The organism is Arthrobacter sp. Br18, assembly GCF_000520555.1.
Classification (GTDB): domain Bacteria; phylum Actinomycetota; class Actinomycetes; order Actinomycetales; family Micrococcaceae; genus Arthrobacter_D.
In genome coordinates, this window is sequence record NZ_KI914859.1 from 1 (window position 1) to 17,522 (window position 17,522).

Consider the following 17,522-nt stretch of genomic DNA (forward strand, 5'->3'; position numbering starts at 1 on the left):
CCTCACGGCGTCCCGCGCGCGACCCGGGCCGCGCGCGGGCTACCTCACGGCGTCCCGCGCGCGGTAGAGTCTATTCCGTCCAAACAGGAAGCAGGCTTATGGATTTCGCGCCGCCACGTCCGTGGGTTGCCCGGTATGGTCCCGGCGTCCCCGCGGAAATTGCCGTACCCGCAGGGTCCCTCCCTGATCTGCTTGAATCCTCCGTGCGGTCCTACGACCGGTCGATAGCGCTCGAATTCTTCGGCGCCGAAACGAGCTACCGCGAGCTCGGTGAGTCGGTGCTGCGGGCGGCGGAGGGTCTGCGGCGTCTGGGCGTCGGTGCGGGAGACCGGGTTGCGCTCGTCCTCCCCAATTGTCCCCAGCACATTGTGGCGTTCTACGCAGTGCTGCGGCTGGGAGCCATCGTCGTCGAGCACAATCCGCTCTATACCGATCGGGAACTGCGCCACCAGTTCGAGGATCACGGAGCCACGGTGGCCGTCGTCTGGGACAAGGTGGTGCCCCGAATCCAGGCGTTGCCCACCGACATCGGCGTCGGAACGATCGTGTCGGTCAGCCTCCCGGCGGCCCTGCCCGCGCTCAAACGGCTCGCCCTCTCACTCCCGCTGCCCGCCGCCAGGAAATCCCGCGACGCCCTGACGACGTCGGAACGCCTGTCCGGGCCGCGGCCGGTGCTCAGCTGGCGCGGACTTCTTGCCAACCGTTCCCTGCGCAGTACACATCCGCGTCCTTCGTCGGGCGACACCGCGGTGCTCCAGTACACCAGCGGGACAACCGGCCAGGCCAAGGGAGCAGTGCTGACCCACCGCAACCTGCTGGCCAACGCAGCCCAGGGCCGCGCCTGGGTTCCGGGACTGGTGGAGGGCAGGGAGGTCGTCTACGCGGTCCTTCCCATGTTCCATGCCTACGGACTGACGCTGTGCCTGACTTTCGCCATGAGCATCGGCGCGCGCCTCGTGCTTTTTCCACGGTTCGACGTCGACCTCGTGCTCGACGCGGCCCGCAAGAGCCCGCCGACGTTCCTGCCCGCCGTGCCGCCCATCTATGAGCGGCTGGCAGCGGCAGCCAACGCGCGCGGCGCTGATCTCAGTTCCATCCGCTGGGCGATCTCCGGTGCCATGAATCTTCCCGAAGCAACTGTCACACTGTGGGAAGAAGCTACCGGCGGTTACCTGGTGGAAGGATATGGCCTCACCGAAACGTCTCCCGTCTCGATCGGCAACCCCATCGGCCCGACACGGCGTCCCGGGACGGTGGGGCTGCCGTTCCCCAATACGGACGTCCGTGTCGTCGATCCCGACGACCCGTCCCGGGACCGCGAACCCGGGCAGGCGGGGGAGCTGCTGATCCGAGGACCCCAGGTATTCTCGGGGTACTGGCAGAAGCCCGAGGAGACCAGCGATGCGCTGCTGGACGGCGGCTGGTTCCGGACAGGTGACATCGTCCGGATCGATGAGGACCACTACGTGACCATCGTGGACCGCATCAAGGAACTGATCATCACCGGCGGGTTCAACGTGGCTCCGTCGGAGGTGGAAGACACCCTGTCGTCCCATGCGGACGTGACCGATGCCGCGGTGGTCGGCGTGCCCAGGGCCGGAGGCGGCGAGGATGTCGTGGCCGTGGTGGTGCTCCGGGAAGGGTGCGACCTCGACGCCGAGGCGCTGAGGGAGCACTGCCGGGCCGCCCTGGCCGCCTACAAGGTGCCGAAACGGGTGATTGCGGTCGAGGAGCTGCCGCGCTCCCTGATCGGCAAGGTTCTGCGGCGCGAGGTGCGCACGCTCCTGCTGACGGAGGGGTCACCAGCATCGAATGGCCAGGAACTCAGGTGACACTGCATGAGTCAACACACGGATGGGAATAAAGTGAGCAACCAGAACGCATCGACTTCGGGGGAGACGAGCCCGTGGCAGGGGCCCCTTGGCCGCACGAGTATCCGGGTGGCGCAGGTGCTCATGCTGCTCGTGCTCGCCGTGGTCCTGGTCTACGCCCTGATCCAGGTGAGGCTCGTGGTGATCCCGATGCTCCTGGCGCTGATCCTTGCCGCGGCCATCGGTCCCCTGGTTCTGTGGCTGCGCAGGAAGGGCTGGCCAAGTGCAGCAGCGACGGGCTTTTCCTTTCTGCTGCTTCTCGTGGCTTTCGGAGGACTGATCACGGCCATCGTGCTGGCGATCGTGGGCCAGGCGGGTGAGCTGGCCAGCCAGGCCACCGAGGGCTTCGACCAGGTCTATGCCTTCGTCGAGAACGGCCCGATTCCGGTCGATGACCAGCAGATCCAGCAGGCGCGGGATGCAGCCGTCGACTTCGCCACCAGCAGCACCGTGGGCGCCGGGGCGATCTCCGGCCTGAGTGCCGCAGGCAGCTTCATCACCGGTGCCCTGCTCATGGCAGTGATCCTGTTCTTCTTCCTCAAGGACGGCGAGCAGATCTGGGCCTTCATCCTCCGGGCGTTCAAGGGCAAGCGCCTCGTGAAGGCCCGGCGTGTCGGACACGACAGCCTGCAGGTGCTGGGTGGATATGTCCGCGGGACGGCCATCGTGGCGCTCGTGGATTCCTTCTTCATCGGGCTCGCCCTCGTGATTCTCGGTGTACCGCTGGCACTTCCGCTCGCCGCGATCGTGTTCGTGGGAGCCTTCATCCCTCTGGTGGGTGCGACGCTTGCCGGCGTGCTCGCGGCCCTCATCGCACTGGTGGCCAACGGGCCCACCACGGCCCTGATCGTGATCATCGTGGTGATCGTGGTCAACCAGCTCGAAGGCAACTTCCTCCAGCCCGTGGTCATGGGCCGCACGCTCAGCGTGCACGCCCTCGTCATCCTGCTCGCCCTGACCGCCGGAACCATCCTGGCCGGCATCATCGGCGCCATCCTGTCCGTGCCGGTCGCCGCCGTTGGCTGGGCCGCCATCAAGGCCTGGAACCGGGAAAACGACAGTGACATCAGTGCCGAGGAGATAGAACGTGCCGAGAAGGAGACCGCGCTTGATGAGAGTGGGCACGGACTGAGCTCCATGGCCAAGGAGGACCGGCCCCTCCTGGGCCGGATCGCCGCCGTGTCCGTTGCCATGGCAGCGAAACGGCCGGCCACCGAGTCACGCGCAGGTCGAAGCAAGGGTCGCCGAGCCTCCGAGTCGGAGAAGAACTCCGGCCCGGAGGACTAAGCGCGGGGAAGCCCGTCCTGGCCTGGGGGCTGGGGGTGCATCCAGTGTGCAGCAATGACGGCTATTTGGGCGTTCGGTGGTAGGTGCTGCGCAGTCGATGAATCTGGGGGAGCGCAGCAACATCAGCGGGCGCGGGGACCGATCGACGACGTCGGAGATCCGCCGGCGTCGTCGCCGACGGCAGCGGAGCCGTCCGGCAGGATGCCCGACACCCGCTGCTCCCAGGCGGCCATCACCGGAGCGCTGGTGGCCGGAGTCAGAACGGACACCAGGATGTAGGCAATCGCTGAGGCCGCCAGGCCGTAGTAGATGGGTTCGTTGGCGTACACGCCGTCGTACTGGTTCTCGGCGTTGATCTCGAGGTACGCCATGGTGGCCAGCGTGACGGCTGTGCCGACCGCCATCGACACGCCCGCGCCGAGTCCGTTGCCGCGCTTCCACACCAGGCCGCCCAGAATCGCCACGAGCAGACCGCCCACGAGGATGTCATAGGCGATGGTCAGTGCCGCGACGACGTCCTGCACCACGATTGCAAGGGCGATGGTCACGAGCCCGAGGCCGAGGACCCACCTGCGGCTTCCCGCGATGTCGTGTTCGGAGGAGGACCCGGAATCGGTTCCCGCCGGGTCAGCCACGGAGATGGCTCCCGCACCGCGGCCGAACCAGCTCCGGACGTAGGGCACGACGTCGGTGCGGGCGACCGTCGCCGCCGCGATCAGCGCGCCGGAGGCGGTGGACATCATGGCGGCGACGGCGGCCGCCAGGACCAGCCCGCCCACGCCGATGGGCAGGACATTGATGGCGATGTCCGCATAGACGTCATCGCGTGATTCGATGTTCGGCAGAATCACGCTGGCGGCCATGCCGATGACGGCCCCTGCCACTCCGTAGAGGATGCAGTAGATGCCCGCGGTCGCGCCACCCCAGCGGGCGACCTCCGGCGTCCTCGAGGTGAAGACCCGCTGCCAGATGTCCTGCCCGATCAGCAGCCCCAGGGTGTAGACGACGAAGTAGGTGATGATGCTCTGCAGGCCGATTCCCGTGATGCTGAAGAACTCCGCTTCGGACCGCTCGGCGATACCGCTGAACCCGCCTGCCGCCGCCAGGGCGAAGGGAAGCATCAGGGCGAACACCCCGATGGTCTTGATGACGAACTGCGCCATGTCGGCGAGGGTGATCGACCACATGCCGCCGATGGTGGAGTAGATCAGCACGATCACGCCGCCGACGGCGATGGAGAGGGCCCGGTCCCACCCGAAGAGCACCACGAAGATGGTGGCGTAGGCCCCGGTGGACGTGGCGCAGAGCATCAGCGTGTAGGCGAGCATGACGATGCCGGAAACCTTCGTCGCCTCGTGCCCGTACCGCAGGGTCAGCATCTGCGAGACGGTGTAGATCTTCAGCTTCTGGATGGTGGGCGCGAAAAGCAGGCTCAGGAGGAGAACTCCGGTGCCGATCGCGACGACGAGCCACATCCCGGAAATCCCGTAGGTGTAGCCGAGGCCCACCCCGCCCACGGTCGAGGCGCCGCCCAGGACGACCGCGGCCATCGTGCCGGTGTAGAGGAGCGGTCCAAGGCGCCGCCCGGCCACGAGGTAGTCGCTGGTGTTCTTGGTCCGCGACTTGCCCCACCAGCCGAAACCCAGCATGGCGGCGAGGTACGCGACCACGATGGCAATATTGACGAACTGCATGACGTTGTCCTGACCCGTGCTCTGATGCTCTTGATGCAACTTATGTTGCGTAATAGGCTAATGTGATGCGGCTTACACGTCAACGTTGTCGATATGCACCGGCGACGGCGGCCCATACGATGCCGGATAAGCTCTAAGCCTGTTCTCGCCGAAAGGATTCTGTGAAAGCGTTGCCAGTAGAACCGACCAATGCCCCCGTGGCGATTGGATCGCGGATTCGTGCCGAACGGCAGTCGCAACGCATGACCATCGAACAGGTTGCCGAATCCACCGGTCTGACCAAGGGGTTCCTGAGCCGGGTGGAGCGGGACCTCACCTCCCCTTCCGTGGCGTCGCTCGTGACCCTGTGCCAGGTGCTGTCCATCTCGATCGGTGATCTGTTCCTCGCTCCGGAAATCCACCTCACCAAGCTTCGTGAGGCGCCGCGGATCAGTCTCGGCGGCGAGGGAATCAACGAGCGGCTGCTGACGGCGCGCTCGGAGCGACGGCTGCAGATGATCCGGGCGGTCATCGAACCGCACGGGCGCGGCGAGGATGAGCTGTATTCGGTGGACTGCGAGGTCGAGACGCTGCATGTTATCGAGGGAAGGTTCGAACTGATCTTCTCCAATGAACGCTACGAGCTCGAGGCCGGCGACACCGTCACCTTTCCGGGCAGGGAACCGCATACCTGGTTCAATCCTTCGGGGGACCGTGCCGTCATTCTGTGGACTCTCGTGCCGGCGGCCTCACAGGGCTGACGCCGCCGCTTCCCAGGGCACCAAGGGCCAGGCGCTTCGCGAGATAGGGGGCCGTACGGCTTCCGTCGGCGACGGCGACGGCGGCGGGTATCCCCGCGGCGACGATGCGGCCACCCTCGTTCCCGCCCGACGGGCCGAGATCGATCACCCAGTCGGCCGAAGCCACGACATCCATCTCATGCTCCACGACCACCACGGTGTTGCCGGCATCGACGAGTGAGTCGAGCTGTTCGAGCAGCAGCCGCACGTCCGCGGGGTGCAGCCCGGTGGTCGGCTCGTCCAGCAGGTACAGGGTGTGGCCGCGGCGGGCACGCTGCAGTTCGGTGGCCAGCTTGATCCGCTGCGCCTCACCGCCCGATAGTTCGGTGGCCGGCTGCCCGAGGCGCAGGTAGCCCAGCCCCACGTCCCGCAGCGTTGCCAGGCTGCGCGCAGCGGACGGCACGTCAGCGAGGAAGTGCGCGGCGTCGTCGACCGTCAGTCCCAGGACGTCGGCGACGCTTCTGCCCCGATAGGTCACCTCCAGTGTCTCCGGGTTGTAGCGGGCGCCCCGGCATGCCGGACACGGTCCGTAACTGCCGGGGAGGAACAGAAGCTCAACGGCGACGAAGCCTTCGCCGAGGCAGGTCTCACAGCGGCCCCCGGCCACGTTGAACGAAAACCGCCCGGCGTCGTAACTCCGTGCACGGGCGGTCTCCGTGGCGGCGAAAACCCTGCGCACGGCGTCGAACAGTCCGGTGTAGGTGGCGAGGTTGGAGCGCGGCGTCCGTCCGATCGGTTTCTGATCCACCCGCACCACGCGGTCCAGGGCCTCGAGGCCCTGCACCCGGCCGACGACGGTGCGGTCGCCCGGCGCCGATTCGAAGTCGTTGCCGGCGCCGTCCGGGAGGTCGACAGGCGAATCGTTCCGAACGTGCCTGCCGGCGACATCCGCCAGCACCTGGCTCACCAGGGTGGACTTGCCTGACCCGGACACGCCGGTCACCACCGTGAGGACGCACAGCGGAATGACGGCGTCCAGGTCGCTGAGGTTGTGCCGGCGGATGCCCTCCAGCCGCAGCCACGTCCTCGCCTCCCGCGGCACCCGTGCCGGCGCGGCGTCGCCCGGTGGCGCGTCGTCCGGTGCCGTGGCCGGTCTCGTGTCCGGGAAGAGGAACGGCCGCGTGACCGATTCCTCGATCCCTGCCAGGCCGGCAACCGGCCCGCTGTACAGCACGGTGCCGCCGTCCTGGCCGGCCCGTGGACCGACGTCGACGATCCAGTCCGCACGCCGCACCACGTCCATGTTGTGCTCGACGACGAACACCGAATTGCCTGACGCCTTCAGTGCTTCAAGGACGCTCAGCAGCGGTTCGGCGTCTGCCGGGTGCAATCCGGCGGACGGTTCGTCCAGCACGTAGATGACGCCGAACAGTCCTGATCTCAGCTGGGTCGCGATGCGCAGGCGCTGCATTTCGCCGGGGGACAGCGTGGGGGTGGTCCTGCCGAGGCTCAGGTATCCCAGGCCGAGTTCCAGGAGCACTTCGATGCGCTGCAGCAGATCCCGGGTGATGGTCACGGCGACGCCGGTCCCTTCACCGGATGACGGCGACTCCCACGCGGCGTCGGGTTCCTTCCGTCCGGCGGTGGGGCGGAGGACGCCGGCCAGTTCCGCCAGGGACAGGGTGTTGAGGTCGGCGATGCTCCGGCCGGCGAAGGTGACGGCGAGCGCCTCGGCGCGAAGGCCGCTTCCGCCGCACAGCGGGCACGGCCCCGATTCCATGTACTGCAGCACCCGCTCACGCATCGACTGGCTCTTCGAATCGGCCAGGGTGTGCAGCACATAGCTCTTCGCGCTCCAGAACCGTCCCCTGTAGGGTTTCGCAACGCGGTCCCGCTGTGGCGTCACCTGCACCTGCGGCTGCTCGTCCGTGAAGAGGATCCAGTTCCGGGATTCCTGCGGCAGGTCCTGCCAGGGTGTGTCGACGTCGTGGCCCAGTTCCCGGACGACGTCGCGGAGGTTCTTGCCCTGCCACGCGCCGGGCCAGGCCGCGATGGCGCCGCCGCTGATGGTCCTGGTGGGATCCGGTACGAGCGTTTCCTCGGTGACGGTGTGCGCGGTGCCAAGCCCCGAGCATTGCGGGCAGGCGCCCGCGGCGGTGTTGGGGGAGAAGGCGTCCGAATCCAGTCGCCGTTCCACCTGCTGCGGGTAGGTGCCGGCGCGGGAGAACAGCATGCGCAGGGAGTTGGAGAGCGTGGTGAGGGTGCCGACGGTGGACCGGGAGCTCGGCGTGCCCCGGCGCTGCTGGAGTGCGACGGCCGGCGGTAGTCCGCTGATGCTTTCGACCTTCGGATTGTGGCCCTGCTGGATCAGCCGGCGGGCGTAGGGCGCCACGGATTCCAGATACCGCCGCTGCGCCTCGGCATAGATGGTGCCGAATGCGAGGGAGGATTTGCCTGAGCCCGAGACGCCGGTGAAGGCCACGACGGCGTCACGGGGGACGTCGACGTCGATGTTCCGCAGGTTGTTCTCCTGCGCTCCGCGGACCCGCACGAACCCGTCCCGGCCCTCGGCCTGCAGGTCGGCGGATATGCGGGATTCTGTTGTGTCTGCCATTCACCCGACTCTAACGTCGTCCGCGGTCGCGTCGATCCACGCCGCTATTGACGGGCGGGAAAACGGCACTGGCGTCGACATCCCTCACCAGAGCGCTTGGGATGATGGTGTTCGGCAGGAGTAACGCGCGGGCGCCTGATTCACCGCGCCGCCCGCGGGCCTTGACCCCGTGCTTCCCCACAATTAGCCTAAGGTGAAACATCTGATGCATATTTAGCAACCAGCAACACGGGACGAACCGACGCTGGAGAACGGAAAGCGGACCTCGTGGAAGAACTGCGGATAACTGCCGGCGGAACGCTGGGACCGATCGACTCTGCCCGGATACCCCGCTACGCAGGGGCGGCAACCTTTGCGCGGCTGCCCCGCCTCGACCAGGTGGCACGCACCGACATCGCGGTGGTGGGCGTGCCGTTCGATTCCGGAGTGTCCTACCGGCCGGGAGCCCGCTTCGGCGGCAACCATATCCGCGAGGCCTCGCGGTTGCTGCGCCCCTACAATCCGGCGCTCGCCATCTCACCGTTCGAACGCGTCCAGGTCGCGGATGCGGGGGACATGGCCGTCAATCCGTTCAACATCAACGAAGCCATCGAGACGGTGCAGCAGAACGCACTGGATCTGACGGCTGACGGCACGCGTCTGGTGACGCTCGGCGGTGACCACACCATTGCGCTGCCGTTGCTCCGGGCAGCCACGGAGCGCGCGGGCACACCCGTGGCGATGCTTCACTTCGACGCGCACCTGGACACCTGGGACACCTACTTCGGCGCGGAGTACACCCACGGGACGCCCTTCCGGCGGGCCGTCGAGGAGGGAATCCTCGACACCGAGGCCATTTCCCACGTGGGCACGCGGGGCCCCCTGTACGGCGTGAAGGACCTCGAGGACGACCGCCGCTTCGGGTTCGGCATCGTCACGTCCTCGGATGTCTTCCGTCAGGGTGTCGACGAGATCGTCGACAAGCTCCGCAGCCGCATCGGCGACCGCCCCCTGTACATCTCGGTGGACATCGACGTTCTCGATCCGGCCCACGCGCCGGGCACGGGCACCCCGGAAGCCGGAGGCATCACCAGCCGCGAGCTGCTCGAGATCCTGCGCGGGCTCCGCGGCATGAACCTCGTCGGGGCCGACGTCGTCGAGGTCGCCCCTGCGTACGACCACGCCGAGATCACGGGCATCGCGGCGTCGCACGTCGCGTACGACCTCGTCAGCCTGATGGCCGACAACCTCACCTCACCCAGCGGCAAGGAGAACTGAATGGAAATCACCGGCGGCGCTGCCTCAGCCCCACCCGAGCCCCTGACCGGACAGCGTAACGGCGGCGACCTCGTGGTCGAGACGCTGGAAGCGCTCGGCGCGACGACGGTGTTCGGAATCCCGGGGCAGCACGCGCTGGGCCTGTTCGACGCGCTGTCCAGGTCGGACCTGACCTTCGTCTCCTCGCGGGTGGAGAACAATTCGGCCTTCGCCGCCGACGGTTTCGCCCGCGCTACCGGTGAGGTGGGAGTGCTGTTCCTCTCCACCGGACCCGGGGCGCTCACGTCGCTCGCCGGGCTGCAGGAGGCGTACGCCACGGGCGTGCCGATGATCGTCATCGCGAGCCAGATTCCCCTCGAGGGGCTTGGTGCGCGCCGCAAGGGAATGCTGCACCAGCTGGATGACCAGAAGGCATCAGCTGCGAACGTGACCAAGAGCCAGCGGCTCATCCAGCACGCCTCCGGCATTCCCTCTGCCATCCAGGACGCCTGGACCGAAGCGGTATCCTCGCCCCAGGGTCCGGTCTGGATCGAGGTCCCGCAGAACGTCCTGCTGGATCCCGTGATGGTCCCCGCGGTCGAGGACGCGCTCGCCGAGCCCTTCGACAACCCGCCCCGCATCGAACTCGTCCGCGAAGCACTCGCCTGGCTGAACGAATCCAGGCGTCCGGCCATTGTCGCCGGCGGCGGAACGCGCCGGGGCAACGCGGAAGAGTGGCTGCTTTCCATCGCCGAGAAGCTGGGCGCGCCGGTGGTGTGCTCGCCCGGCGGCAACGGGGCCTTCCCCTGGCGCCACGAGCTGTCCCTCCAGTCATGGGTCGAGGATCGGCATGTGACGGAGGTCCTCGAGGACGCCGATCTGTTGCTGGTGATCGGATCCTCGCTGGGTGAGGTGACCTCCAACTACTTCACGCTCGAACCACGCGGACGCATCATCCAGATCGACGCCGAACCGCGCGTGCTCGAGTCGAACCGCCCGGCGCTCGGAATCCGCGCCGATGCCGGGCAGGCACTGAGGGCGATCGACGAGGGACTCTCCGAGCTGGACCGGAACCGCACCGAGGGGTACGACGCCGTCGCCCTGGTTGCGGCAACGCTCGCGAAGGTGCAGGCGAGGCTCGACTCCCAGGACCTCGAAAAAGAACGCCGCTTTCTGGCCGACATCCGCGAAGCCGCCCCGGATGACATGCAGACATTCTGGGACATGACCATCTCCGCGTACTGGGCCTGGAGCTGCTGGGACGCCCGTCTGGGGCAGTTCCACTCGGCGCAGGGAGCAGGTGGACTGGGGTACGGCTTTCCGGGTGCCATCGGTGGTTCCGTGGGCCTCGAATCGAAGGGGAAGAACGCCCGCGTGCTCGCTGTCTCGGGCGACGGCTCGGCAATGTACTCGATTGCCGAGCTCGCCACTGCGCACCAGCACCACCTCGCGGTGACCTGGCTCATTGTCGACGACGGCGGGTACGGCATCCTCCGCGAGTACATGGAGGGGGCTTTCGGCAAGGCGACCGCGACCGAACTTTCCCGGCCTGACTTCGTGAAACTTGCGGAGGCCTTCGGAGTGCCGGCACGCCGGGTCGAGCCGGAAGGTGTGCGGCAGGCACTGGAAGAGAGCTTCGCGGCCGACGGGCCCAACGTGGTGGTGGTCGAGACGCTCCTGGGGCTCTTCGCGCCCACGCACCTGGAGGGCTAGCCTTCCGGTCCGTCCCTGCCCGGGGGTAGGCTCGAAAAACGCGACTGCGCCCAGTCGGCACCAGATCGGAAGGAGCGGCAATGTCATTCTCCAAGGGAGACAAGGTGACCTGGAATACGTCCCAGGGCACCACCGAAGGCAAAATCGTGGAGAAGCGCGTCAAGGAGTTCGAGTTCTCCGACCAGAAGTTCAAGGCGTCCGAGGATGAGCCGTACTACATCGTCGAAAGCGCCAAGACGGGCGCGAAAGCAGCCCACAAGGAAGGCGCCCTCAGCAAGAAGTAGCGGCCCGGTTTCCGGCGAGGCCTACTTCAGGGGATCGTGGCCCCAGTTCATGAGGGAGTACCGCCACTTGGAGTGCTCGACGTCCTCCTTGGCGGGCCGCTGCGCAAGGTGACGGTGGACGTAGCCGACAACCTTCTTCATGTGCGCAACATCGGAGTCGGTCAGGTCCGCCTTCCTGGTTCCGAGGAGTTCGACGATCCGCCGTCCGGACCTGTGCCCCACCGACTCCCCGCCCTCCTTCTGTCCCACGGCTTTCGACTCCTCGGTGTCAAGCCATTTCTCGAGAGCGGAGGCGGTCATGTTGACAGCCTCCTCCCAGTCGGGCCACACCTCGTCGACTTCGCTGTCCTGGTTCCCGGACGTGTTCGCCATTCTGCCGATCCTCTCGCTGGCCGTCGGTGCGGAACATCCCACACAACAACGGGTTTTCAGGCTTTCTCGTAGCTTAATCCTAAGCATGCTGATAAATGTAGAGAGTAGGCCGAATTCGAAGATTAAAGGAGCACGACATCATGGCAGGAAACCTTTTGGCACGATCAGCCCACGACCTCGGCGCAGCAGCCTGGTTCGGAGGCACCCTCATGGGCGCTGTCGGACTCAACGGCGCCACCGGCAAGGCAAAGGACCCCAAGGAGCGCACGCGGCTGTCCAGCCTCGGCTGGGCCATGTGGACCCCGGTCCAGATTGCTGCCTTCGCAGCCCACGGCATCGGCGGCATCGGCCTGATCCTCGGCAACAAGGGCCGCGTCGCAGCCCAGGACACCGTCGGCTCCAACACCGTGTGGAAGTCGATCGTCACCGTGGTGGGAATGGCCCTTTCGCTGTACTCCGGCATTCTCGGCAAGAAGGTCGGCGAACTTGCCGACCAGGGCAGTCAGGGCGCTACGGAGCCCCGCCCAGGAGCGTCCGACGAACTGGCGAAGGCCCAGTCCCAGCTCAAGATGCTGCAGTGGGCGCTTCCGGTGTTCAGCGGCATCGTCATCGTCCTGGGTGCGAAGCAGGGCGAGATGCAGCGCCCGGAGAACGTCAAGAAGGGCCTGCTTCGGAAGTAGCAGCGCACTCCTTTCCGGAGCCACGACCCCCGGATCCCTGGGGCGCGGCATGGAGCGGGCGGTCGAACGCCCACCCGTGCAGCGTCCCCGGGAACGGGGGTTCGCTGCGTCCGGACGTCATTGCATGGTGAAGGCGCGGGTCAGCCCGGAGTGCACCGCTGGCACCCTGGACAATCCGGCGAAAAGCCTGTTGCGAGGCGTCAGGACGGCTGACGGCAGCGGACGCCCGAGCGCCATGTTCAGGTGCGCGATGCGCCGGGCCCGGCGGGCAGCCTTCCGTCGGTCCGTCTCGAAGGACCGCAACCGCAGCCCCACATCCTCCTTGTCCAGCAGCGACGCGGCGATGATCGGCACCAGACGCTCTGCGTCCAGCCAGCCCAGGTTCATGCCCTGGCCGCCGATCGGGCTCACCTCGTGGGCGGCGTCGCCCACGAGGGCAATGCGCCCGGCGACGAAGCGCCGGGCCACACGCGAGCGAACCTCGAAGGCGCTGAGCATGCTGTTGCTGCCAGCCTCCACGCCCACTCCGGTGCGTTCGGCGATGAGTGCGGCGAGGCCACCCGCCGTCGGCCGTTCGACAGGACAGCCCACCCACACTACCCAGCGGCGGACTGATCCGGGCAGCGGAAACGACTCGACGATGCCGCCCGGCTCGAGGTACAGCACCGCCGTGGAGCCGTGGACCGTGGAATCGGCGAAGTCCCCCATGACGTAGCAGTCGGGGTAGGTCAGCCCGGGCGCGGAAATGCCTGCGGCGCCCCGCACGGAACTGCGGGCGCCGTCCGCCCCGATCACGAGCGCCGCCGCAAGCACGCCACTGACGCCCTCGCTCCGGGTGTCGGCGAACACCCGGTCGCCGGCGTCGTGGATCCTGCCCACCGCAACGCCGCGGCGCAGGGTGCCCGGATACTCGTCGTCGAGCATGTTCTCGAGGACTTCTTCGGTGACGGCCTGCGGAACGGCAAGGACATAGGGGTGCGCGCCGGGCAGGCCGCCGAAGGAGACGCCGGCGACGTACTCGCCGCGGCTTCTGGCAGTTCCCTCCCGAATTCGCACGCCCCTGGCTATCAGTGCCGCCGCAACTCCGGCCGATTCCAATGCCGCGAGGGCGGGCGGATGGATGCCGATGGCGCGGGAGTACCTGCTGCGCTCAGTGCGACGCTCCAGGACGACGGCGTCGAGCCCGGCCCGCCGGAGCAGCAGCGCCGTATACAGGCCGACCGGCCCGCCGCCCACCACCAGGACGTCATGCATTCGCGCGGTTCCCGCCCTGGTACACGAGCAGGTGGTGGAATCGGGGAGCGCGGCGCACGCTCCACCCCGTGCGGTGCTCCTCGTCCACACGGAACCGAAGCTCCAACGGCGTGTAGCTGCGCCGGATGGACGTCAGGCCGTCAGTGCGGATGTAGGATCCCCGGAGGGGGAGGGTCCCGATCGAAAAAAGTCCGTACCCCACGCGGTGGCGCGCAATGTCCTTGTGTACTGCGATGCGGGGGGCGAAGTCTTCGGTGTCCTGGAGCAGCCCCGAGAATTCGCCGGGGGACAGGTGATGCAGCAGATGGTTGGAAATGACGGCATCGAACGTCCTTCCTTCCGCCACGAGCTCGGAACTGAATGCCCTGCGGAACGTGAGACCGGGCACCGGCCGCTGCCCGGTCGCGAAGGCGTGGGCCCGTTCGTCGGGATCGATCGCTGTGATCTCGAGGTCGAGTCCGTCCCTCCGCGCCCACCGGGCCAGCACGCGCGGCACATCCCCGCCACCAGATCCGACGTCGAGCAGCGAGCACGACGACGCCGTGAGCTGCGGCCGCAGCAGCGTCACGTAGGTGTGCCGCCAGCCCGAGACCACCGAATTGATCAGGCCGAACTGTCGGTAGGTGTTCGCCAGCAGCACCGGATCGCAGTCGGGCCTGTCCATCTCCTCGACGGAGTCCGTATCCCGCCGGACCAGGAAACCGGGAGCGCTCATGCGCCTACTTTGGTGAAGAGGGCGGTTTCCACGGTGAGTCCGGGTCCGAAGGCCATGGAGCAGACGCGGCCGTTACCACCCGCTGATGGCTGCTCCAGGATGTGCTTCAGGACGAACATCACCGTCGCGCTGCTCATGTTCCCGTACTTCCGAAGCGTCTCGCGGGCGGGCACCAGCTGCTCTTCGGCAAGGTCCAGCTTCGCCTCGACCTTGTCGAGGATGCTGCGACCGCCCGGATGGATGCCCCAGTGCTCGATGTCGCGGTATGCCATTCCCCGCAGAGTCTCGTCGTGGGCGAGAAGCGGCTCGAGGGCGCCGACGATGTGGTCGTCGATGATGTGGGGCACGTAGGTTCCGAGAACCATCTCGAAGCCCTCGTCACCGATGTTCCAGGCCATCGCCTCCTCGCCCACGGGAGTCAGGACGGTCTCGAAGTGATCAAGGCTGAGCGCCGGACCGTCCAGCGGGATATCGCGGGCCGTCACGATGGCCGCGGCGGCACCGTCGGCGAACAGCGACGAGCCGACGATGGTGTCCGGATTGTTGGAGGACCGCACGTGGAGCGAGCACAGTTCGGCAGCGATCACGAGCACGACGGCGTCGGGGTCCGCCTCGCAGAACGCCTTCGCCGCGCGCAGTGCCGGAAACGCGGCGTAGCAGCCCATGAAACCGAGGTGGTAGCGCTGCACGGACGGCGCAAGGCCCAGCGCCCTCACCACCTTGTAGTCAGGGCCGGGTGCGAAGAACCCGGTGCAGGACGCCGTCACTACGTGGGTCACATCGTCTGCCTCGACGCCCGATGCGGCGTCGAGCGCCTTGCGGCCGGCCTCGATGAAGAGTTTGGTGCCCTCCTCCGCATAGACCTCGTTGCGGACCTTGGTACTTGGCAAGAGGATACGCATCTCTCTCCGGTCGAAGAAGACCGGGTGCTCGGACTCGCTGTCCAGCGTCAACTCCTTCACCACGGTATACCGTGTGTCGATGCCCGAGGAGTCGAAGGCGGCCCCGACAAGCCGCGTTCCCAGCCGGGTGAGGTCGGGCTGTGCGGCGAAGGCATCACGGACGAGGGACTGCTTCATCGCCGTCTCGGGCACAGCGGTTTCAAGGGACCTCAGCATCACAGTCATAGTCCATTACTAGAGGACTGGTGGGCTAAACACAATGAGGGCGGGGACTCCCGCCCCGTGCTACGGACAGTAGGCTTAAGATCCTCACAGGCCCGATACCCGAGGAGCACGGCATGGCACACGGTCCGGAAGACACGCTCGACCAGCAGGACCCGCGGGGTCCCGACATCGATGCCTCCACCGAACTGCAGGAGTACCCGGGGTTCACCGAGCGTATGCACCCGCGGCCCGACCATGGGGAACAGAGCTACCGCGGAAGCGGGCGGCTGAAGGGCCGGAGGGCCTTCATCACCGGCGGGGACTCCGGTATCGGCCGCGCCACCGCGCTGGCCTTCGCACGGGAGGGCGCCGACGTCGCCATCGGGTATCTGCCCGAGGAGGAGGAGGACGGCCGCAGTTGCTGCGAGCTGATCGAGGCCGAAGGGAGGAAGGCCCTGGCAGTACCCGGGGACCTGCGCGAGGAGAGCTATGCGGGGGCAGCAGTGGACAGGGTGATCACTGAACTCGGCGGCCTGGACATCCTCGTCAACAACGCCGGGTTCCACATCGCCCAGCCGGGCGGCATCGAGGACATCGATACCGACCAGCTGAGGAGGACCTTCGAAACCAACGTTTTCGGAACGGTCTGGCTCATCCAGGCCGCTCTTCCGCACCTGTCGGAAGGCGCGAGCATCATCAACACGACGTCGGTCCAGGGCTACCATCCCTCAACGAGCCTGATGGACTACGCGGCCACGAAGGCCGCCCTCAACAACCTGACCTTCAGTCTCGCCGAGCTCCTGGGGGAGCGCGGCATCCGGGTGAACGCGGTGGCGCCCGGGCCCATCTGGACCCCGCTGCAGCCTGCCACCACCACGCCGGAGAAGCTGGACAGTTTCGGGGACGGCACGCCGCTGGGGCGGATGGGCCAGCCCGCGGAGGTCGCCGGGGCGTTCGTGTTCCTGGCATCGAATGACGCCCGCTACGTCTCGGGCGAGGTGCTGGGGGTGACCGGAGGCAAGCCACTCGCTTAGCCACTCGCCTGGCCACTGTTGGAAATCCCCTTGGGGAAGCACCAAGCCGGGCGGCCACCGGCGGCGAATGACAAACAAGGATGCCCAGCTTGAAAGCTGCGGTAACGGCACTCATCGATAGGCGGCACGGGCGTGACGAGATCCAGGTATAAGGCAGGCGGACTGACCGCGGCGATTCTTGTGGTCGCCCTGATGTCCGGATGCGCCGCCACCGAGGACAATCCGCTCAATGTCAACACCGCACGGGACGGCCAAAGGTCCGAGGGGACGGCTTCTGCCGGGCAGGACGCCGACGGCCGGTCCCTCGCCGGCCAGAGCGAGCCGGATTCCGCCTTCGTCGGCGACAACCTCGGCGACGATCCACTCAACGTCGGTGCGGACGGCGCGAAGCTGTGCGGTGTGCAGCCGAAGGGCGGTGTCCTCACCTACACGGTCATGCTGCACAATCCGACACTCCAGACCTTTGTTTTCGGGGACATCGGTCTCGGTTCCCCGAACGGGCTGACCGCGGTGTCCGCAGAGATCACGCCGGCCAACCGTGAGGGCCACGGAAACCACGGCGCGGCACCGGGCGCCCACGGCGAGCACGAGGCCGTCCCGACGCCCGAGCCTACGGCGCCGAGCACCTTCGCCGTGGAGCCAGTCCCGGCGACCGGGTACGTCTTCGAACCGGACCAGCACATCAACATCGTGGTGGCCGTCGAACTCAACGAGGGCGTACAGCGCGGAACGGCTGAGAACGTGCTGGTCGGCTTCTCCACCCCGGAGCGTGAGTACTCTGTACCGCACAACCTGAACATCACCATTGACGCTGCGACCTGCGCCTAGATGTATCGACCTAGCCGTCGACGAGGCGACCTGCGACTGGATGTATCGACCTAGCCGTCGGCGCGGCGACCTGTGACTGGATGTATCGACCTAGCCGTCGGCGCGGCGACCTGCG

General features: G+C 67.2%; 15 protein-coding genes. 9 read left to right on the plus strand and 6 right to left on the minus strand.

Annotation, left to right across the window (positions count from 1 at the left end):
- Positions 1 to 98: 98 nt before the first annotated feature.
- Together Y704_RS0108515 and Y704_RS19900 are read left to right on the plus strand one after the other, a co-directional pair.
- Entirely contained in the window at positions 99 to 1,832 is a 1,734-nt protein-coding gene (locus tag Y704_RS0108515) for a long-chain-fatty-acid--CoA ligase (protein WP_026549814.1), read from the plus strand.
- 33 nt (positions 1,833 to 1,865) lie between these two features.
- Entirely contained in the window at positions 1,866 to 3,158 is a 1,293-nt protein-coding gene (locus Y704_RS19900; RefSeq protein WP_253904266.1) for an AI-2E family transporter, read from the plus strand.
- Between the two features lie 122 nt (positions 3,159 to 3,280).
- Here the strand turns inward: Y704_RS19900 and Y704_RS19905 are convergent, their stop codons facing one another.
- Positions 3,281 to 4,852, minus strand: a complete 1,572-nt coding sequence (locus Y704_RS19905; RefSeq protein WP_051476838.1) for a sodium:solute symporter family protein — start codon at positions 4,850 to 4,852, stop codon at positions 3,281 to 3,283.
- 161 nt (positions 4,853 to 5,013) lie between these two features.
- Between Y704_RS19905 and Y704_RS0108530 the strand changes: the two genes are divergently transcribed.
- Positions 5,014 to 5,592 carry a cupin domain-containing protein gene (locus Y704_RS0108530; RefSeq protein ID WP_026549815.1) on the plus strand — a complete coding sequence of 193 codons (579 nt, stop codon included), beginning with the start codon at positions 5,014 to 5,016 and terminating at the stop codon, positions 5,590 to 5,592.
- Here Y704_RS0108530 and Y704_RS19910 read toward each other — a convergent pair.
- A complete protein-coding gene (locus Y704_RS19910; protein WP_051476839.1) occupies positions 5,552 to 8,185 on the minus strand; it encodes an excinuclease ABC subunit UvrA in 2,634 nt (877 codons plus the stop codon). The two genes, Y704_RS0108530 and Y704_RS19910, sit on opposite strands and share 41 nt — an antisense overlap.
- 267 nt (positions 8,186 to 8,452) lie before the next feature.
- Between Y704_RS19910 and speB the strand changes: the two genes are divergently transcribed.
- The 3 genes from speB to Y704_RS0108550 all read left to right on the plus strand — a co-directional run bounded on the left by speB (position 8,453) and on the right by Y704_RS0108550 (position 11,418).
- On the plus strand, positions 8,453 to 9,442 hold the full coding sequence (gene speB / locus Y704_RS19915; RefSeq protein ID WP_035772055.1) for an agmatinase: 990 nt from the start codon (positions 8,453 to 8,455) through the stop codon (positions 9,440 to 9,442).
- Positions 9,443 to 11,134 carry a thiamine pyrophosphate-binding protein gene (locus Y704_RS0108545; protein WP_026549816.1) on the plus strand — a complete coding sequence of 564 codons (1,692 nt, stop codon included), beginning with the start codon at positions 9,443 to 9,445 and terminating at the stop codon, positions 11,132 to 11,134.
- Positions 11,135 to 11,214: 80 nt separating this feature from the next.
- Positions 11,215 to 11,418, plus strand: a complete 204-nt coding sequence (locus Y704_RS0108550) for a hypervirulence associated TUDOR domain-containing protein (protein WP_026549817.1) — start codon at positions 11,215 to 11,217, stop codon at positions 11,416 to 11,418.
- 21 nt (positions 11,419 to 11,439) lie between these two features.
- Here the strand turns inward: Y704_RS0108550 and Y704_RS0108555 are convergent, their stop codons facing one another.
- Positions 11,440 to 11,790, minus strand: a complete 351-nt coding sequence (locus Y704_RS0108555; RefSeq protein WP_035772057.1) for a DUF3140 domain-containing protein — start codon at positions 11,788 to 11,790, stop codon at positions 11,440 to 11,442.
- Between the two features lie 140 nt (positions 11,791 to 11,930).
- Between Y704_RS0108555 and Y704_RS0108560 the strand changes: the two genes are divergently transcribed.
- Positions 11,931 to 12,470 (plus strand): hypothetical protein, encoded by a 540-nt coding sequence (locus Y704_RS0108560; protein ID WP_026549819.1) that lies wholly within the window; start codon positions 11,931 to 11,933, stop codon positions 12,468 to 12,470.
- Between the two features lie 117 nt (positions 12,471 to 12,587).
- Here Y704_RS0108560 and Y704_RS0108565 read toward each other — a convergent pair whose 3' ends face one another.
- The 3 genes from Y704_RS0108565 to Y704_RS0108575 are packed head-to-tail and all read right to left on the minus strand — an operon-like array spanning position 12,588 to position 15,566.
- On the minus strand, positions 12,588 to 13,724 hold the full coding sequence (locus Y704_RS0108565) for an FAD-dependent oxidoreductase (RefSeq protein ID WP_026549820.1): 1,137 nt from the start codon (positions 13,722 to 13,724) through the stop codon (positions 12,588 to 12,590).
- Complete coding sequence (locus tag Y704_RS0108570) at positions 13,717 to 14,439, minus strand: class I SAM-dependent methyltransferase (protein WP_026549821.1); 723 nt, start codon at positions 14,437 to 14,439, stop codon at positions 13,717 to 13,719. Before Y704_RS0108570 ends, Y704_RS0108565 begins: the two co-directional genes overlap by 8 nt.
- Positions 14,436 to 15,566, minus strand: coding sequence for a type III polyketide synthase (locus tag Y704_RS0108575; protein ID WP_026549822.1), 1,131 nt, complete (start codon positions 15,564 to 15,566; stop codon positions 14,436 to 14,438). The genes Y704_RS0108570 and Y704_RS0108575 overlap by 4 nt, the downstream gene beginning before the upstream one ends.
- A 113-nt stretch (positions 15,567 to 15,679) precedes the next feature.
- Between Y704_RS0108575 and Y704_RS0108580 the strand changes: the two genes are divergently transcribed.
- Both Y704_RS0108580 and Y704_RS0108585 read left to right on the plus strand, forming a co-directional pair.
- The gene (locus Y704_RS0108580; protein WP_026549823.1) at positions 15,680 to 16,579 is read left to right on the plus strand and encodes an SDR family oxidoreductase; all 900 of its coding nucleotides are present in this window, start codon (positions 15,680 to 15,682) and stop codon (positions 16,577 to 16,579) included.
- Positions 16,580 to 16,711: 132 nt separating this feature from the next.
- Positions 16,712 to 17,407, plus strand: coding sequence for a hypothetical protein (locus Y704_RS0108585; RefSeq protein ID WP_155850280.1), 696 nt, complete (start codon positions 16,712 to 16,714; stop codon positions 17,405 to 17,407).
- Positions 17,408 to 17,522: the final 115 nt, after the last annotated feature.